The organism is Rhizobacter sp., from assembly GCA_019635355.1.
In the GTDB taxonomy this organism is placed as follows: Bacteria; Pseudomonadota; Gammaproteobacteria; order Burkholderiales; family Burkholderiaceae_C; genus Rhizobacter.
Window position 1 is genome coordinate 1,445,984 of sequence record JAHBZQ010000001.1, and the last position, 16,966, is coordinate 1,462,949.

General features: G+C 68.5%; 13 protein-coding genes and 1 tRNA gene. 5 read left to right on the plus strand and 9 right to left on the minus strand.

All coding sequences use genetic code 11. From position 1 onward, the window contains the following. Nucleotides 1-6: 6 nt before the first annotated feature. Together KF892_06470 and KF892_06475 are read right to left on the minus strand one after the other, a co-directional pair. On the minus strand, nucleotides 7-2,850 hold the full coding sequence (locus KF892_06470; protein ID MBX3624639.1) for a hypothetical protein: 2,844 nt from the start codon (nucleotides 2,848-2,850) through the stop codon (nucleotides 7-9). A 90-nt stretch (nucleotides 2,851-2,940) separates the two neighbouring features. Next, nucleotides 2,941-5,889: an AMP-binding protein gene (locus tag KF892_06475; protein ID MBX3624640.1), complete on the minus strand. Its 2,949-nt coding sequence runs from the start codon at nucleotides 5,887-5,889 to the stop codon at nucleotides 2,941-2,943. Between the two features lie 233 nt (nucleotides 5,890-6,122). On the opposite strand from KF892_06475, the gene KF892_06480 reads away from it, so the two are divergent. Further along, complete coding sequence (locus KF892_06480; protein MBX3624641.1) at nucleotides 6,123-6,806, plus strand: PEP-CTERM sorting domain-containing protein; 684 nt, start codon at nucleotides 6,123-6,125, stop codon at nucleotides 6,804-6,806. Nucleotides 6,807-6,881: 75 nt separating this feature from the next. Here the strand turns inward: KF892_06480 and KF892_06485 are convergent. The 5 genes from KF892_06485 to KF892_06505 form a co-directional block, all read right to left on the minus strand. Further along, nucleotides 6,882-6,956: transfer RNA gene (locus KF892_06485), tRNA-Val, on the minus strand. 21 nt (nucleotides 6,957-6,977) lie between these two features. After that, nucleotides 6,978-7,682, minus strand: coding sequence for a DNA polymerase III subunit epsilon (dnaQ, locus tag KF892_06490; protein ID MBX3624642.1), 705 nt, complete (start codon nucleotides 7,680-7,682; stop codon nucleotides 6,978-6,980). Further along, nucleotides 7,679-8,491: a prolipoprotein diacylglyceryl transferase gene (gene lgt / locus KF892_06495; protein MBX3624643.1), complete on the minus strand. Its 813-nt coding sequence runs from the start codon at nucleotides 8,489-8,491 to the stop codon at nucleotides 7,679-7,681. Before lgt ends, dnaQ begins: the two co-directional genes overlap by 4 nt. Nucleotides 8,492-8,553: 62 nt before the next feature. After that, complete coding sequence (locus KF892_06500; protein MBX3624644.1) at nucleotides 8,554-9,513, minus strand: LysR family transcriptional regulator; 960 nt, start codon at nucleotides 9,511-9,513, stop codon at nucleotides 8,554-8,556. An 8-nt stretch (nucleotides 9,514-9,521) separates the two neighbouring features. Beyond that, nucleotides 9,522-10,661: a beta-ketoacyl-ACP synthase III gene (locus KF892_06505; protein MBX3624645.1), complete on the minus strand. Its 1,140-nt coding sequence runs from the start codon at nucleotides 10,659-10,661 to the stop codon at nucleotides 9,522-9,524. 133 nt (nucleotides 10,662-10,794) lie between these two features. Between KF892_06505 and ilvD the strand changes: the two genes are divergently transcribed. Then, nucleotides 10,795-12,474, plus strand: coding sequence for a dihydroxy-acid dehydratase (ilvD, locus tag KF892_06510; GenBank protein ID MBX3624646.1), 1,680 nt, complete (start codon nucleotides 10,795-10,797; stop codon nucleotides 12,472-12,474). A 65-nt stretch (nucleotides 12,475-12,539) separates the two neighbouring features. Here ilvD and KF892_06515 read toward each other — a convergent pair whose 3' ends face one another. Continuing rightward, nucleotides 12,540-12,797 carry a TIGR04438 family Trp-rich protein gene (locus tag KF892_06515; GenBank protein ID MBX3624647.1) on the minus strand — a complete coding sequence of 86 codons (258 nt, stop codon included), beginning with the start codon at nucleotides 12,795-12,797 and terminating at the stop codon, nucleotides 12,540-12,542. A 128-nt stretch (nucleotides 12,798-12,925) separates the two neighbouring features. Here KF892_06515 and KF892_06520 point away from each other — a divergent pair, with 128 nt between their 5' ends. The 3 genes from KF892_06520 (at nucleotide 12,926) to KF892_06530 (ending at nucleotide 14,853) form a co-directional block, all read left to right on the plus strand. Next, nucleotides 12,926-13,237, plus strand: coding sequence for a c-type cytochrome (locus tag KF892_06520; protein MBX3624648.1), 312 nt, complete (start codon nucleotides 12,926-12,928; stop codon nucleotides 13,235-13,237). Between the two features lie 73 nt (nucleotides 13,238-13,310). Then, complete coding sequence (locus KF892_06525) at nucleotides 13,311-14,072, plus strand: metallophosphoesterase family protein (GenBank protein ID MBX3624649.1); 762 nt, start codon at nucleotides 13,311-13,313, stop codon at nucleotides 14,070-14,072. Between the two features lie 7 nt (nucleotides 14,073-14,079). Continuing rightward, nucleotides 14,080-14,853, plus strand: a complete 774-nt coding sequence (locus KF892_06530) for a 4'-phosphopantetheinyl transferase superfamily protein (protein MBX3624650.1) — start codon at nucleotides 14,080-14,082, stop codon at nucleotides 14,851-14,853. Nucleotides 14,854-14,857: 4 nt separating this feature from the next. Here the strand turns inward: KF892_06530 and acs are convergent, their stop codons facing one another. After that, complete coding sequence (gene acs / locus KF892_06535; protein MBX3624651.1) at nucleotides 14,858-16,822, minus strand: acetate--CoA ligase; 1,965 nt, start codon at nucleotides 16,820-16,822, stop codon at nucleotides 14,858-14,860. Nucleotides 16,823-16,966 lie beyond the last annotated feature (144 nt).

The following is a 16,966-nucleotide window of genomic DNA, read 5'->3' on the forward strand; positions in this document are numbered from 1 at the left end:
GGGCCGTCAGAACGCCCGGCCGAGCGTGAAGTAGCCGCGCGTGCCCTTGGGCGCATCGAGCCCCTGCGCCACGCCCATGCGCACCTGAAGGCCGAGCGCGTAGAGGAACTTGAGGTCGGCCAGCACCTCGACGCCCACACCGCGGCTGTAGTGCAGCGGGCGATGGCCGGTGTACCAGGCACCGCCGATGTCGAAGAAGACCGCCGCGGAGACGCGGTTGATGCCGACCGCGGGCGTCATGAAATGCTGGTCGACGTCGGCGATGGGCGTGCGGAACTCGAAGCTCGTGACCCGCGCCTTGCGGCCTTGCAGCACCCGCTCGTTGCCGCGGTAGCCGCGCAGCGTGATGTCGCGGTTGTTGAGCGCGAGGCCGAGCTGGAGCTGCGGGTCGGTGGCACCGCCGAGCTGGAAGGGCTCGGTGAAGCCGTCGGCCCAGGCCTCGGTGTGGCGCAGCGCGATCACGCTGCGGCCGACCGGCAGGAAGCCGCGCCAGTCGAGGCGCACCACGTCGCCGTCGTAGTCGTTCTTGCCCTCACGGGCAAACGGGCGGTAGCTCTCGTACAGCAGGGTGGCCTTCTGGCCGCGGTTGTCGCCTTCCGACCACCAGCTGCTGCCGGTGGTGTCGTACTCGAAGAGGCCGGCCAGCAGGCGCTCGGTGCGGTTGACGGCCGAGTTGTCGTACTCGGGGTGCACCCGCTCGACGTGGTCGAGCGCAGCGCCCACGCCGAAGAGCACACGCCGGTCGAGGCGCAGCCACGGCACCACGCTCAGCCACTGCGCGCTGGTATTGCGGTCGAAGGCACGCACGTCCTCGGTGTCGTCGCCGTTGACCCACGCACGCGGCGTGAGAGTGCGTTGCAGCGAGAAGAGGTGCTGGTCGCGGAAGAGGTATTGCAGCGAGCCCACCGGCTCGTTCTGCGTCACCTCGTAGGCGAAGGTCGCGGCGTACTGGTGCCAGCCGAGCGCATCGGCACCGAAGGCGGTGGCACCCACGCTCAGGAGGCCGCGGTCGCTGGAGGACACGGGGAACCAGGCGCGCGGGTAGATCGAGCGCAGCGCGCTGTACGACCGGCCCTCCCCGAGCGTCGAAGCGGCAGGCGGCATGGCCGGTGCGCTGGCGGCCGAGGCTGGTGACGATGCCGTGGCCGAGGCCGGCGCCGCCGCCTGGGCGGCCACCCGGTCGAGCGGCGTGGCCGCGCCGATGCGGCGCAGCTCGTAGCCGCCCGGGGCGATCACCGCCATTGCGAGCGAGCCGTCGTCCTGCGTGCCGCCTTGCGCGGTGACGCGGGTGTGCGTGTGGCTGAGCTTGACCCAGGCCTCGCCTTCCTGTCGGTACACGTTGAAGACACCATCGCGCACGGCGATGAACTCCAGGCCCTTCGGGCCATGCACCAAGCCGTGCAGCGGCGCGTCGTGCGTGAAGAGCAGGCGCGGCGTGGGCGCGGGCTGGCCCATGTCGAAGGCGTCCACGCGCCAGGCCCCGGCGCGCTTGCTGACAACCGTCACCTGCTGCCCATCGGGCGAGGCGGCCAGGTCGACCAGGTTGACCTCGGGCGCGGGCTCCCAGAGCACGCGCTGCTGCTGGCCCTTGGCATCGAGCTGCACGAGCCGGGTGAGGCCCTGCCCCTGCTGCAGCGCCACGATGCCGCCGCCGGCCTGCACCGCGCGGCGAAGGCGGGCGCAGTGGGTGAGCTGGCGCACGTCGCCATCGGCGTCGACGCGATAGACGTCGTAACCGAGGTAGCGCCAGTTGCACACGTCGGGCTGGCTCATCAGCACTTCGCCCTTGGCGTTCACGTGCAGCTCGGCGTTGCCGTTCACGTCGGCCAGCACGGTCTGCTGACCGTCCTTGGCGATCTTCACGAGCTTGGCGTGGTTGAGGCCGTCTTCCAGCACCGCGAGCGTGTCACCGCCCGGCAGCGCGGCGACCGCACCCACGCCGAACATCGGCCCGGCCAGGCGCTCGCCCACGGCCTCGGCCTTCTGCTGGATGGGCGCGGCACGCTCCTTCACCTGCTGCTGCAGGTCGGCGAGGAACTCGGCCCAGAGCACGTCCATCTGCTTGCCGGTCGCCTCGACCGGGCTGTTGTGCAGGCGTGGCCAGAACGGCGGGTTGCCGCTGTAGTGGTGCACGACCTTGTAGATCGAATCGGCACCGTAGCGGCGCGCGAGGAAGTCGAAGAAGTAGGCGCCGTAGAGGTACGACTTCGACAACGGCAGCGCCCGCCCGTTGGCGTTGATCTCGCGTAGCGAGAGGAAGCCGCGGCCCGCCTCGGCGCGCAGCCAGGCTTCGAACACCGGCCCGCGCAGGCGGCCACGGCCGGTGCCGGGCTCGCTCTCGGTGTAGACGGCCAGGCCTTCGACCATCCAGTTGGGCTGGAAGATGTTGGGAAAGAAGAACGGCTGGCGGCCGAAGATGGCCTGCATCACGCCGGGGAAGCCGCGCACCTTGTCGAGGTGCACGGTGTGGGTGAACTCGTGGGTGATGAGAAGCTCGAGCCAGTCGCTGTTGTCGAGCAGCTCGCCCGAATCGGGCGGCGCCATGTAGACGCCGATGATGTTGTAGGGCAGCGGCGTCGAGAAGCCGTTGGCCAGGTCGTACTGGTCGATCAGCAGGATCTCGGTGCGGCCACGCGGCTCCCAGGCCAGTGCCTTGGTGATGCGCGGGTACACCTGCTCGGCGATCTTCGCCACGCGCTCGGCCTGCGGGCGCCATGCGGCGCGGTAGTTGATGCGGAAGTGCGCCGTGTCTGCGCTCTGCCAGTCGGGCGCCGGTTCAATGCCTTGTGCGGCGGCGCTGAATGCCCACCCGCACGACAGCAGGAAAACGAGGGTCCGGATCCAGGACATAGGGTCTCCACCAAGGTGCTCTGCTTTTTAACGGGCGCAAGGGTACAGGACGGCAGGCGCCCGCCCGCTGCACACACCTGTGATAGGCACCTAGAGATGACGTGCCAGCGCGACGGCCAGCGCCTTGGCGTTGGCCCCGCTGATCATCTCGTCGTGGTCGCCGGGGGTGACGTCGATCTCCAGGCGCTGCGCGACCTTGCGCCACACCGGCAGCGGGTCGCCCGGGCCGGGCTGCGAGGCGCGCAGGAAGACGACGCGGCCTGCATACGGCTCGGGGCGGTATTCGCGCAACGCCACGAGCATCGCGCCGCGCGTGCGGCGCAAGGCCGGCGGCAGGTTGGCCTCCTTCAGCACGTCGCCCACGAGCTCAGGGTGCTTCGGGGTCAGGCCCAGGGCGACGCGCCACCGATCGCTCAGCACCCTCGCCTTCTTGTGCAGGTAGTCGACCTGCCCGCGCAGCGGCAACGAGCGCAGGCGGCGGAAGGTCACGCCAAGCCAGCCGGTGCAGTAGCGCGCCCACTCCACGAGCGGCAGGTAGCGGCCGTGCACGTGGGTGTCGATGAGCGTGACGAGCTCGACCTGTTCGCCGGCCCGGCTCAGCTGCTGCGCGATCTCGTAGGCCACCAGCCCGCCGAAGGAATAACCGCCCACCGCATACGGCCCCTCGGGTTGCACGCGACGCATGTGGCCGATGTAGTCGGCCGCCATCTCGCGCACGCTCACGTAGGGCGCGTTCTCGTCGCCCACGGCGCGGGCCTGCAGGCCGTAGACGGCACGCTGCGTGTCGAGTGCGCGCAGCACCGCCCACAGTTCGAGGAAGGTGCCGGCCAGGCTGTGCACCAGGAAGAAGGGCCGGCCGCTGCCCGGGCGCAGCTGCACCAGCGGCACGGGGAGGTCCCACGCGGCCTGGTCCATCACCGCGGCGAGCTGGCGGATGGTGGGCGCCTTGAGCAGCGTGCTGGGGGCCAGTCGCTGGTCGGTGGAGAGCTGGATGTCGGTGAAGATGCGCGCGGCCAGGAGCGAGTGGCCGCCGATCTCGAAGAAGTCGTCGTCGAGCCCGATGGGCGAGAAACCGAAGATCTTTTCCCACAGCGCCTGCAGGTAGGCCTCGTGGTCCTGCCGCGAGCGCCACCCGGGGGCCGGCGGCGGCGGCAAGGGGCCGGCGGGCATGGTGGGCAGGCGCAGCGCGGGGTCGCCACGCAAGGCGCGCAGCGAGCCGGGGTTGAGCAGGCGGCGCATGTCGGCCACCGGGCGGTCGTTGACCACGTCGCGCAGGGCGGCGATGCACACGCTGCCGTCGGCCAGGCGCGGCAGCTCGCGCACTTCGAGCACCAGGTCGGGCACGTGCGCGGGCGAGGCGGCTTCGGCGAAGCGGCGGCGCATGCGGGCGATCAAGGGGCCGTCGAGGCTCGCGCCTTCGCGCAGCGCGAGCAGCAGCACGGCGCGGCCTTCGCCGAGCTGGCCGGCCTGCTGCTGCTCGACCACGGCCGATTCGCGGATCTCGGCGAACTCGCGCAGCAGCGGCAGCAGCTCGGCTGGTGCCACCAGTGCGCCGCGCACATTCATCAGCCCATCGACACGGCCGCGTTGCAGCAGCGAGCCGTCGGCCGCCCATTCCACCCGCTCACCGCTCGACCAGCCCCCGGGCGTGCGCTGGAGGTAGGTGGCAGCGAAGCGCGTGCCCTGCGGGTCGTCGAGGAAGCCCAACGGCCGCGACGGGAAATGCGCCTGACACACCAGCTCGCCTTCCAGCCCGCTGCCCCGCTCGGCCACGCGCACGCCGAGGCCGAGGCTGTGGTTGTCGGGGTGGGCCAGCGATGGCGCGGCGCCTTGCAGCAGCAGGCAGCCGAGCAGGTCGGGGTTCATGCACAGCGCCTGCAAGGGCAGCCGCTTGACCTTCTCGTGCACCCAGCGGGCCGCCGCGTTATCGAGCGTCATGCCGGTGTAGAGCAGCGAGCGCAGCGCCGACAGGTCGAACTCGCGCCCCGGCGCGAGGCCGGCGTGCTCGCCCAGGCGCAGGTAGGAGGCGTGGGCCACGAACACGGTGGCGCGGCCGTCCTGGGCGATGCGCCACAGCGTGCGGGCATCGCGCACCGGGCCGTCGTAGAGCACGATGCCGGCGCCGCTCGCCAGGGTCGACAGCTGCCACAGCCAGAGGGCAGACGCCACCGACGCCGGGGCGAACACCTGGCTGCGACCGTCGATGCCGAGGTGCAGCCGGTGTTCCTTCACGTGCTCGAGCAGCACGCCGCCCGCGCCGTGCACCAGCGCCTCCAGCCGCCCGTCGGCGCCGGCCGTGCGGGTGATGAAGAGCGGCTGGTGGAACGGGAAACGCGGCCAGGCGTTGCCGCTCCGGTCGGCCGTGTCGAGCCCTTCGGCCAGGGCCTGCGACAGGTCGATCACCGGCAGGCCCAGCGGTGGCAGCAGCGACGACGCGTCGTCGAGCACGATGGCGGCCTCCAGCGACGGCAAGGCCTGCACCACCTGCGCCACACGGTCGGCCAGCGGCAGGCCGGTGTCGTGCGGCATGGCCCCGGCATGCGCGAGCAGCAGCCGTGGCGCCAGCGGCTTGAACCTGTCGACCATGAGGGCCGGGCCCATCTCGGGCGATGCGAGCGCGAGGCTCGCGCCGACGGCGGCCACGGCCAGCACGGCGACCACGGCGCGGGCATCGCTGCGCGGCACGAGCACCACGCGGTCGCCCTCGGCCACGCCGCCCTGGCGCAGCGCGTGGGCCAGGGCGATGACCTGGCTGCGCAGCTCGGCCCGGCTCAGGCGGTATAGGCTGCCATCGGCCAGGCAGGCGGTGATGGCGATGGCATCGGCTGGCTGGCCGTCGCCCGCCAGGAGGTTCTCGGTGTAGTTGAGCTTCAGCCCGGGAAAGTAGCGGCCCTGGTCGTCGTGCAGCCGCCGCTCGTCGCCGCTGGCGAGAAGCCCCGCATGGCGCCAGCACGCCTGCCACAACGCATCGGAATGGCCGACAGGCGCGGCCACGCCGCGCGGCCCCGCCAACGCGCCCAGCCCCGACTCGCCTGCCATGCCTGCTCCTTCGTAAATGCCGTGCGGAGCATCGTTTGCCGGCGCCGGGCCTGCCAGCAGCGGGGTCGCCAACTTTCTGTAGGCGATGGCCTACAGCGGCGTGGCGAGGGGGCCACGCCGAAGCGGCCCACAGCATGCTCAGTTCTTGCCATCGGGGCGTGTCGACCCCGTGCCTCAGGGGTGTTAGCCCCGCCACTCCTCGCTCTACATTGCGCGCACACATGGGAGAAAACGTGAAAAAAGTCGCTTCTGCAGCCCTCGCGCTGCTGGCCTGCACCGCCCAGGCCCAAACCCTCCAGGCGCGCGACCTGACCAATGACGGCATTGCCGATGCCTTCTACGACAGCGTCCACAACCTCACCTGGCTGGCCGATGCCAACCTCTACGCGACGCTTGGCGGGCCCGCCGATCGTGACCCGTGGGGCGTCGGCGGAGCGACTTTGCCCAGCGGGCAAGTGCGTCTGGGTACTGCGCTGAGCTGGGTCGACACGCTGGTAGTGGGATCGGTCAGCGACTGGCGCCTGCCAGAGCGCGTCATCCCGGCTGACTTCCAGCCCAGCCCCTGGTGCCCGATCGAGTGCGTCAGAGCGACGCCCCAGGCCAGCCAGCTGCCAAGCGAACTGTCGTTCCTGGCCGGAGCCACCGGCCAGTTCTCGAACGTCATGAACGGCTACTACCTCACCTGGACCTCGGACATGGTGTGGCAGGAAATGCGCAACATCGTGACCGGCGCGACGGTCAGCACAGACGAGACCGGGTGGATGACGGGCTACGTCCTGGCGGTGCGTGACGGAGACGCCGGAACTGCCATTGCGGCTGTCACGACTCCGGTCCCCGAGCCCGGCACCTACGCCTTGATGCTGTCCGCACTCGGCGCGCTGGCCATCGCCCGCAAGAGCCGCCAAGCCAAGCGCTGAACACCGCCTCGTCAAATGCGAGGCACCAAAGCAAAACGGCACCCCAGGGTGCCGTTTTCGTTTCATCCGATCGATTGGTGGGCGGTGCAGGGTTCGAACCTGCGACCCCTGCCGTGTGAAGGCAGTGCTCTACCGCTGAGCTAACCGCCCAATCCGACGGGAAGCCGCAGATTATGCCACAAGCGCGCGCCACACCGTCTTGCCGCCCGACGACTTGTCGAGCTCGGCAAGGATGGCGTCGTGCGCCGCGGCCTCTTCGTCGTTGGCCACCAGCACGGGCAGTGCGAACTGGCTGAAGTCGATGGCCGCCAGCACCAGGTCGCCCTGAGCGGCTTCGGTGGCATCGATCACCAGCGAGTCCTGCCCGCGGGTCATGTTGATGTAGACCTCGGCGAGCAGGCCTGCGTCGAGCAGCGCGCCGTGCAGCGTGCGGTTGGAGTTGTCGACTTCCAGGCGCTTGCAGAGCGCGTCGAGCGAGTTCGACTTGCCGGGGAACATCTCGCGGGCCATCACCAGCGTGTCGGTCACGCTGCCCACGTGCTCGGTGAACTTGCCCCGGCCGAGGCGCTTCAGCTCCTCGTTGAAGAAGCCGACGTCGAAGCTCGCGTTGTGCGCGATGACCTCGGCCCCGGCCAGGTACTCGAGCAGCTCGTCGGCGATCGATGCGAAGAGCGGCTTGTCAGCGAGGAACTCGTCGGTGAGGCCGTGGATCTTGACCGCGTCTTCGTGGTTGGGCCGCTCAGGGTTGAGATAGAAGTGCTTGTTGTTGCCGGTCAAGCGCCGGTTCACCATTTCCACGCAACCGATTTCGATGATGCGGTCGCCCGACTCGGGGCTGAGGCCGGTGGTTTCGGTGTCGAAGAAGATCTGTCTCATGCCGCGTTCACCTTCTGCGCGCGTTGGCCGGCCCACCACCACCAGAGCGCGCCGCCGAGGATCATCGGCACGCACAGCCACTGGCCCATGCTGAGGCCGAGCGGCAGGTTCTCCAGGCCCTTGTCGGGCTGGCGGAAGTACTCGACGACAAAGCGGCACACGCCGTAGCCGAACACGAAGGCCGCGGCCACCTGGCCCGGCGCACGCTGCTTGCGGCCATAGAACCAGAGGAAAGCAAAGAGCAACAGCCCTTCCAGCGCGAACTGGTAAAGCTGCGACGGGTGGCGCGGCTGCTCGCTGCCCGACTGCGGAAACACCATCGCCCAGGGCAGGCTCGGGTCGGCCACGCGGCCCCACAACTCGCCATTGATGAAGTTGCCGATGCGCCCCGAGGCGAGCCCGGTGGGCACGCAAGGCGCGATCACGTCGAAGGTCTGCAGCACGGGGCGCTTGCGCGTCATCGAGTACACGGCGAGCGCAACTGCGACGCCCAGCATGCCGCCGTGGAACGACATGCCGCCCTTCCACACCGCGAAGATCTCCAGCGGGTTCTGCAGGTAGTGGCCGAGGTTGTAGAAGAGCACGAAGCCCAGGCGCCCACCCAGCACCACGCCGAGCACGCCGTAGAAGAGCAGGTCTTCCACATCGCGCCGCGTCCAGCCGACCTCGGCGAACCACGGCTTCTTCACCCGCAGCGACGCGAGCCAGAGAAAGAGCCCGAAGGCGACCAGGTAGGTCAGCCCGTACCAATGGATGGCCACCGGGCCGATCTGGAGGGCGACGGGGTCGAACTGCGGATGAGTGAGCATGGCCTGTCGGGTCGGGAACGGAAAGCAGCGCGAACGATACCGCAGGCGCCGGAGCGCCTGCGTCAGGCTGGAACAGCCTCGTGCTCGTCGTCCTCGAGGGTGCGCTGCACGTATTCGACGAAGCGCGTCACCACCGGGCCGGCATCCGACGGCCACATGAGGCTCGTCTCGGCCCGCGGCGCCATCGCCCCCAGCGCCACTGGCAGCCGCCGGTAGACCACGCCGGGCCGCTGCAGGGTGGTCACCGCCTGAGGCACCCAGGCAAGGCCCAGGCCGGCGGACACGAGGTTGACGATGGTCTGCATCTGGATCGCTTCCTGCGCGATCACGAGCGAGGCGCTGTGGCGGTGATAGAAGGCCAGCACCGCGTCGTAGAGCGAGGGCGCGATCTCGCGCGGAAAGATGATGAGCGGCTGCGCCAGGATCTGCGGGAGCGTGAGCCGCCGCGCCGTGGTGAGCGGCGACGACTCGGGCACCGCGAGCACCATCGGCTCGATGCTCACCGACAGGCGCGAGAGGCTCTGCCCGGAGCCGCTTTCCGGCACGAAGCCCGGCGCATGCAGCACGAAGCCGGCATCGGCCTCGCCGAGCTCGAAGGCACGCAGCTGCACGTCGGTCGTGGCTTCGCGCAGCACCACCTCGATGCCGGGCTCGATGTCGCGAAAACCGCGCAGCCAGCCGGGGAGCGGGCCGAAGCCGACCGTCGAGACGAAGCCCAGCCGCAAGCGGCCGACCGCGCCCTGCCCCACCGTGCGTGCAATCGACGACAGGGCGGCGGCCTGTTGCAGCAGCTGCCGCACCGGCTCGACCAGCGCCTGCCCCGCCGGCGTGAGCGACACCTGCCGGCGCGTGCGCTCGAAGAGCGGCACGCCGAGGCGCGCTTCCAGCTGCTGGATGGCCAGCGTGAGCGGCGGCTGGGTGATGTTGAGCTGCTTGGCGGCCCGGCCGAAGTGCAGCACCTCGGCCAGCACCAGGAACTGGCGCCACACGCGCAACTCGATCTGGGTGCTGTTGTCGCTCATGACCTGGCTCAGCACACGGTCAACAACGCCGCGGCATACGAAAAGCGCGCGCTCTCGGGCACGAAGACCATGATGCGCTGGCCCGATTTCAGCTCGCGGGTGCGCACCAGCTCCTCGAGCATCAGGATGAACGAAGCCGTCGCCACGTTGCCCACCTGCGCCAGGTTGGTGAACCACTTCTCCTGCGGGATGTGCAGGCCCGCATCGCGCAGACCCTGGTACATCGGCTGGCGGAAAAGCTCTGACGACAAGTGCGGAAGGAAGTGGTCGATGGTCGCCACGTCGAAGTCGTGCTTGCGGGCCACGTCCAGCGCGAACTGGATGCCGTGCTTGATCATCCGCTCGCCGAGCAGCCGCGTGTCCTGCTTGACCGAGAAGATCGAGCGCGCGAGCCACTCCTCGGGCTCGAAGCGGCTCCAGCCGCGCAGCTCGCCGTCCTTCGCTTTCTCTGCGCCGACGTACATGCAGGTCTCGGCCTCGTTGGCGTAGGAGCGCACGTCGATCCATTCGAGCTTCAACGGCCGCTCGCCATGCGGCTGGTTTTCCAGGCGCAGTGCGCCCGCGCCGTCGGACAACATCCAGCGCAGGAACTCCTTGTCGAACGACAGCATCGGGTTGGCATTCAGCTGCCGCTCGCGGTCGATCTCGGGCTGGAAGAATTTCGCGAGCATCCAGTGCGACAGCATCTCGCTGCCCGTGCACACCGCGTTGGCGGTGTTGCCGGTGGCAATCGACATCTGGGCGAGCTTGAGCGCCTGCATGCTCGCTGCGCACGAGCCGGCAAACGACGCGATCTCTGCGGTGGGCACCGGCAGCAGGCCGTGCACCATCGCCGCGTGCGACGGCACGAGCTGGTCGGGCGAGGCAGTGCCGCAGGCGAGCAATTGCAGGTCCTTGGGCGAGAAACGGTCGTCGAACAGCGACTGCACCGCTGCGGCCGTCATCTGCGCATTGGTGTGCGTCGGGTGACCACCTTTTTCAAGCGCGTAGTAGCGCTGCGTGATGCCGTTGTTGCGCAAGACGATCGCCTTCGTGCGCGACGACTTGCCGCCGATGAGGCCGAGGTAGTCCTCCATCGCATCGTTTTCTACGGGGCCGTTCGGCAGGTAGCGGGAAATTCCTGTGACGTAGACGTGCTGCAGAGACATGAAAGAAAGCGAAGCGAGGACCGAACCCCTCTCGATATGAGAGGCATATCACCGACGCATTTTATATATATTGGACGCCAGCCAGCCCCGACGGGATACTGCGCGCCTCCCCGCACACCGCCAGGAAAGTCACATGAGCTCCAACCGTCGTTCCAAGAACATCACCGAAGGCGTGGCCCGCGCACCCAACCGTTCCATGTACTACGCCCTGGGCTACCAGGAGGGCGACTTCAAGAAGCCGATGATCGGCATCGCCAACGGCCACTCGACCATCACGCCGTGCAACTCGGGCCTGCAGCGCCTGGCCGACGCGGCCGTGATCGGCATCAAGCAGGCCGGCGCCAACCCGCAGATCTTCGGCACGCCGACCATCAGCGACGGCATGGCGATGGGCACCGAGGGCATGAAGTATTCGCTGGTCTCGCGCGAGGTCATCGCCGACTGCGTGGAGACCTGCGTGGGCGGCCAGTGGATGGACGGCGTGATGGTCATCGGCGGCTGCGACAAGAACATGCCCGGCGGCATGATGGGCATGCTGCGCGCCAACGTGCCCTCGCTCTACATCTACGGCGGCACCATCCTGCCCGGCAAGTACAAGGGCCAGGACCTGAACATCGTCAGCGTCTTCGAAGCGGTCGGCCAGTTCAGCGCCGGCAAGATGAGCGAGGAAGACTTCTGCCAGATCGAGCGCCGCGCCATCCCGGGCAGCGGCTCGTGCGGCGGCATGTACACCGCCAACACGATGAGCTCGTCGTTTGAGGCGCTGGGCCTTTCGCTGCCCTACGCGTCGACCATGGCCAACGTGGAAGAAGAGATCGTGGCGATGGTGAGCCGCGCCTCGCAGGTGCTGGTCGAGGCGGTGAAGGCCGACCTCAAGCCGCGCGACATCGTCACCAAGAAGGCGATCGAGAACGCCGTGGCCGTGATCATGGCCACCGGCGGCTCCACCAACGCGGTGCTGCACTTCCTCGCCATCGCCCATGCAGCCGGTGTCGACTGGACCATCGACGACTTCGAGCGCGTGCGCCGCCGCACGCCGGTGCTGTGCGACCTGAAGCCGAGCGGCCAGTACCTCGCGATCGACCTGCACCACGCGGGTGGCATCCCTGCCGTGATGAAGGAGCTGCTCAAGGCCGGCCTGCTGCACGGCGACTGCATGACGATCACCGGCAAGACCGTCGCCGAGAACCTGGCCGACGTGCCCGAGCTGTCGAAGGAGCAAAAAGTCATCCGCCCGGTGTCGGACCCGATCTACGCCGAAGGCCACCTCGCCATCCTCAAGGGCAACCTGAGCCCTGAGGGCGCCGTGGCCAAGATCACCGGCCTCAAGAACCCGGCCATCACCGGCCCGGCGCGCGTGTTCGACGACGAACAATCCGCGCTCGCCGCCATCATGGCCAATCAGATCAAGGCCGGCGACGTGATGGTGCTGCGCTACCTCGGCCCCAAGGGCGGCCCCGGCATGCCGGAGATGCTCGCCCCCACCGGCGCCCTCATCGGCCAGGGCCTGGGCGAATCGGTGGGTCTCATCACCGACGGCCGCTTCTCGGGCGGCACCTGGGGCATGGTGGTGGGCCACGTGGCCCCCGAGGCCTACGAGGGCGGCAACATCGCGCTGGTGCAGGAAGGCGACTCCATCACCATCGACGCGAAGACGCTGGTGCTGCAACTCAACGTGCCCGATGCCGAGCTGGCCAAGCGCCGCGCGGCATGGAAGCGCCCTGCCCCGCGCTACACCCGTGGCGTGCTGGCCAAGTTTGCGAAGAACGCGTCGAGCGCCAGCTCCGGTGCGGTGCTCGACAAGTTCGAGTGATGTCGCTCACGCGCGCATGAAAAAAGCGGCCCTGAGGGGCCGCTTTGCATTGGGGCGCCAAGACCTTATTTCTTGGCCTTGCCGCGACGACCACGGTGGTCCATGCCGAGCTTGGCCAGGTTTTCGACCCGGCGCTTGGCCACGCGTTCGTCCATCTTGTCCATCTCGCGGCGCTTGGTGTAGCCGGTGGCATCGGCCCAGGCCCACCAGGCCACCGCGGCGGCAAAAGGCCACAGCACCGCCCACCACGACCACAGGGCGACGGGGCCGAATTCGGCCACCTTCATCACCAGCAACAACACGCCGAGGACGACGAAATACATGCGAAAACCCCACGTCAGGCTCTGACCGTCACGCCCGGGCTGTCAACTGGTGGCCCGTAGAATGCGTTGATTCCGGCAGTGCTGGAAATGTAATTCACCCGTTTGTCTTCGGCACCCGAAAGGAACCCATGAAGTCACTGCTTTCCCTGATTTTTGCCGCTTCGGCACTCGTCGCTGGCCCGGCTTTTGCCAACGCCGATCTCGCGCAGAAGAAGAACTGCATGGCCTGCCATGCAGTCGACAAGAAAGTGGTCGGTCCCTCGTACCAGGACGTGGCCGCCAAGTACGCCGGCCAGAAGGACGCCGTCGACAAGCTGTCGCAAAAGGTCGTCAAGGGCGGCGCCGGTGTTTGGGGCCCCGTGCCCATGCCGGCCAACACCGCAGTGAGCGACGCGGAAGCCAAGCAATTGGTCACCTGGATCCTGTCCCTCAAGAAGTGACCTTCGCCGCTTCGGCGGTCGCTTCCAAGGCCCCACTCCGGGGCCTTTTTCATTTGGCGACACACTGCTGCCCATGCGCGTCTTTGCCATCTCCGATCTGCACGTCGACTACGAGCCCAACGCGCGTTGGGTGCAGGAGCTCTCGCTCGTCGACTACCAGAACGACGTGCTGATCGTCGCGGGCGACGTGTCCGACCACGTCGAGCGTCTGCAGCACTGCCTGGAGACGCTCGCCCGGCGATTCCGCCAAGTGCTCTTCGTGCCCGGCAACCACGACCTCTGGGTGCGCCGCGACGGCCCGGGCCTCGACTCCTTCGGCAAGTTCGAGCGCATCCGCGAGCTGGTGCGGGCCGCGGGCGGCAGCATGGAGGTGTTCCACAAGGGCCGCCTGAGCATCGTGCCGCTGCTCGGCTGGTACGACGGCTCCTTCGGCCAGCCCGGCGAGGAGCTGCGCATGGCCTGGGTCGACTTCCGCGCCTGCCGCTGGCCCGAGGGATTCGAGTCGCACCACACCGCACAGGCCTTCATGGCGATGAACCGCTACCGGCGGCAGTCGGCCGACGAGGTGATCGTGTCGTACTCGCACTTCCTGCCGCGCATCGACGTGATGCCCGCGCGCATCCCGCAAGACAAGCGCTTCATCTACCCGGTGCTCGGCAGCGCTGCGCTCGGCGAGCAAGTGAAGGCGCTCGGCTCGGCGGTGCACGTCTACGGGCACAGCCACGTGAACCGTCGGGTGGAACTCGATGGCACGCTCTTCGTCAACAACGCCTTCGCCTACCCGCACGAAACACACATCGCCCGCAAGGAGCTGGTGTGCGTCTACGAGACCTGACCGCACGATGACCCTCGCGCTCGATCGATCCGACGTGCACCTCTGGCTGGCCTTTTGCGCCGATGCGGGCCGCGAGCTGCTGCACGAGCGTTACCGCGCGCTGATGACGCCCGAGGAGCGCGCCCGCGGCGACCGCTTCTACTTCGAGCAAGACCGCGCCCGTTACCGCGTGACACGCGCGCTCGTGCGCAGCGTGCTCTCGCGCTATGCGCCGATCGCGCCGCAAGACTGGCGCTTCGATGCCACCTCCTACGGGCAGCCGGTGATCCTGAACCCGGAGCCCGAGGCGCAGAGCCTGTCGTTCAACCTCACGCACACCAGCGATCTCGTCGTGCTGGCGGTCACGCGCCAGCGCGCCGTGGGCGTCGACACCGAAAACATCACCCGTGGCGCGCTGCTCGACGTCGCCGACCGCTTCTTCGCGCCCAGCGAATGCGAGCACCTGTGGGCCCTGCCGGCCGAGCACCACACCACCCGCTTCTTCGAGCTGTGGACGCTGAAAGAGAGCTACATCAAGGCACGTGGCATGGGGCTGTCGATCCCGCTGCACAAGTTCGCGTTCGACTTGCGCGAGCCCGGCTCGGTGTCACTCGCGACGCTGCCCGAGCTGCAGGACCCGGCCGAGCGCTGGGCGCTGCGCCACCTCTGGGCCACGCCGGAGCATCCGGTGGCGCTGTGCGTGGAGCGCGGCGGGCAGCCCGACTTCGCCCTCACCGCCCGCCGCATCGTGCCACTGGAAGGCGAGCAGGCCATCGACCTGCTCGCCTCGCGGCGGAACTGATCGCTCAGTAGGCCTGGCCCAACTGCTCGAGGATCGCCGGGTTCTCGAGCGTCGACGTGTCCTGCGTCACCGCCTCGCCCTTGGCCACCGAGCGCAGCAGGCGCCGCATGATCTTGCCGCTGCGCGTCTTGGGCAGGTTGTCGCCGAAGCGGATGTCCTTCGGCTTGGCGATCGGGCCGATCTCCTTGCCCACCCAGTCGCGCAGCTGCTTGGCGATCGCCTTGGCTTCGTCGCCGGTCGGGCGCGGGCGCTTGAGCACCACGAAGGCGCAGATGGCCTCGCCCGTCGTGTCGTCGGGGCGGCCCACCACCGCGGCTTCGGCCACGAGCTCGGTGCAAGAGACGAGGGCAGACTCGATCTCCATCGTCCCCATGCGGTGGCCCGAGACGTTGAGCACGTCGTCGATGCGGCCGGTGATGGTGAAGTAGCCGGTCTTCTCGTCGCGGATCGCACCGTCGCCGGCCAAGTAGTACTGGCCCTTGAAGTCTTCGGGGTAGTAGCTCTTCTTGAATCGCGCGGCATCGCCCCAGATGGTGCGGATCATCGACGGCCACGGCTTCTTGATCACGAGGATGCCGCCCTGGCCGTTGGGCACGTCCTTGCCGGTTTCATCGACCACTGCGGCCTGGATGCCCGGGAAGGGCAGCGTGCAGGAGCCCGGCACCAGCGGCGTGGCGCCCGGCAGCGGCGTGATCACATGGCCGCCGGTCTCGGTCTGCCAGAAGGTGTCGACGATGGGGCAGTGGCCGCCGCCCACGTGCTGGTGGTACCACTCCCACGCCGCCGGGTTGATGGGCTCGCCCACCGAGCCGAGGATGCGCAGGCTCGACAGGTTGTACTTCTTCGGATGCACAGCCTCGTTCGACTCGGCTGCCTTGATGAGCGAGCGGATGGCGGTGGGCGCGGTGTAGAAGATCGAGACCTTGTGGTCCTGGATCATCTTCCAGAAGCGGCCGGCGTCGGGGAAGGTGGGCACACCCTCGAACACGATCTCGGTGCCGCCGAGCGCGAGCGGCCCATAGGCGATGTAGGTGTGGCCGGTGACCCAGCCGATGTCGGCGGTGCACCAGAAGACGTCGTCGGGCTTCAGGTCGAAGGTCCACTTGGTCGTGAGCGCCGCGTGCAGCAGGTAGCCGCCGGTGCTGTGCTGCACACCTTTGGGCTTGCCGGTCGAGCCCGAGGTGTAGAGCAGGAAGAGCGGGTGCTCGGCCCCCACCCACTCGGGCTCGCAGGTCTCGGCCTGCGTGGCGGTGAGCTCGTGCATCCACTTGTCGCGCGCCGTCCAGTTGATCTTGCCGGCGGTGCGCTGGTAGACGATCACGCTCTTGATGCTGTCGCAGCCGCCGAGGCCCAAGGCCTCATCGACGATGGCCTTGAGCGGCAGCGACTTGCCGCCTCGCTGCTGCTCGTCGGCGGTGATCACCATCACCGCGCCGGCGTCTTCGATGCGGTCGCGCAGGCTCTGCGCCGAGAAGCCGCCGAACACCACCGAGTGCGTGGCGCCGATGCGGGCGCAGGCCTGCATGGCCACCACGCCCTCCACCGACATCGGCATGTAGATGACGACCCGGTCGCCGCGCTGAACGCCCTCGGCCTTCAGCACGTTGGCCATGCGGCAGGTCTTGGCGAGCAGCTCGCGGTAGGTCACGCGCGTGACCTTGCCGTCGTCGGCCTCGAAGATGATCGCAACCTTGTCGCCAAGGCCCGCTTCGACCTGCTTGTCGAGGCAGTTGTACGAGACGTTCAGCGTGCCGTCTTCGAACCACTTGAAGAACGGCGCCTCGCTGCTGTTGAGCGCCTGCGTGAACGGCTTCTTCCAGCTCACGAACTCACGCGCCAGCCGCGACCAGTAGCCCTCGTAGTCGGATGCGGCCTCGGCGCACAGCTTGTCGTAGGCGGCCATGCCCGACACGTGTGCCTTCTCGGCGAGGGCGGCGGGTGGCGGATAAAGCTTGGTGGTGTCGGTCATGGCGGTCTCCTGGCCTGGAATGGTGTGCAGGCAGCACCATAGGGGGGCGCTCTTACGAAGGGCTTACTCGACAGGGCAAGGCCCGTGCCGCACGGGCGTCCTGTCATGGTGTGACAACTAGAATCGCCGGCAACCGGACAATCC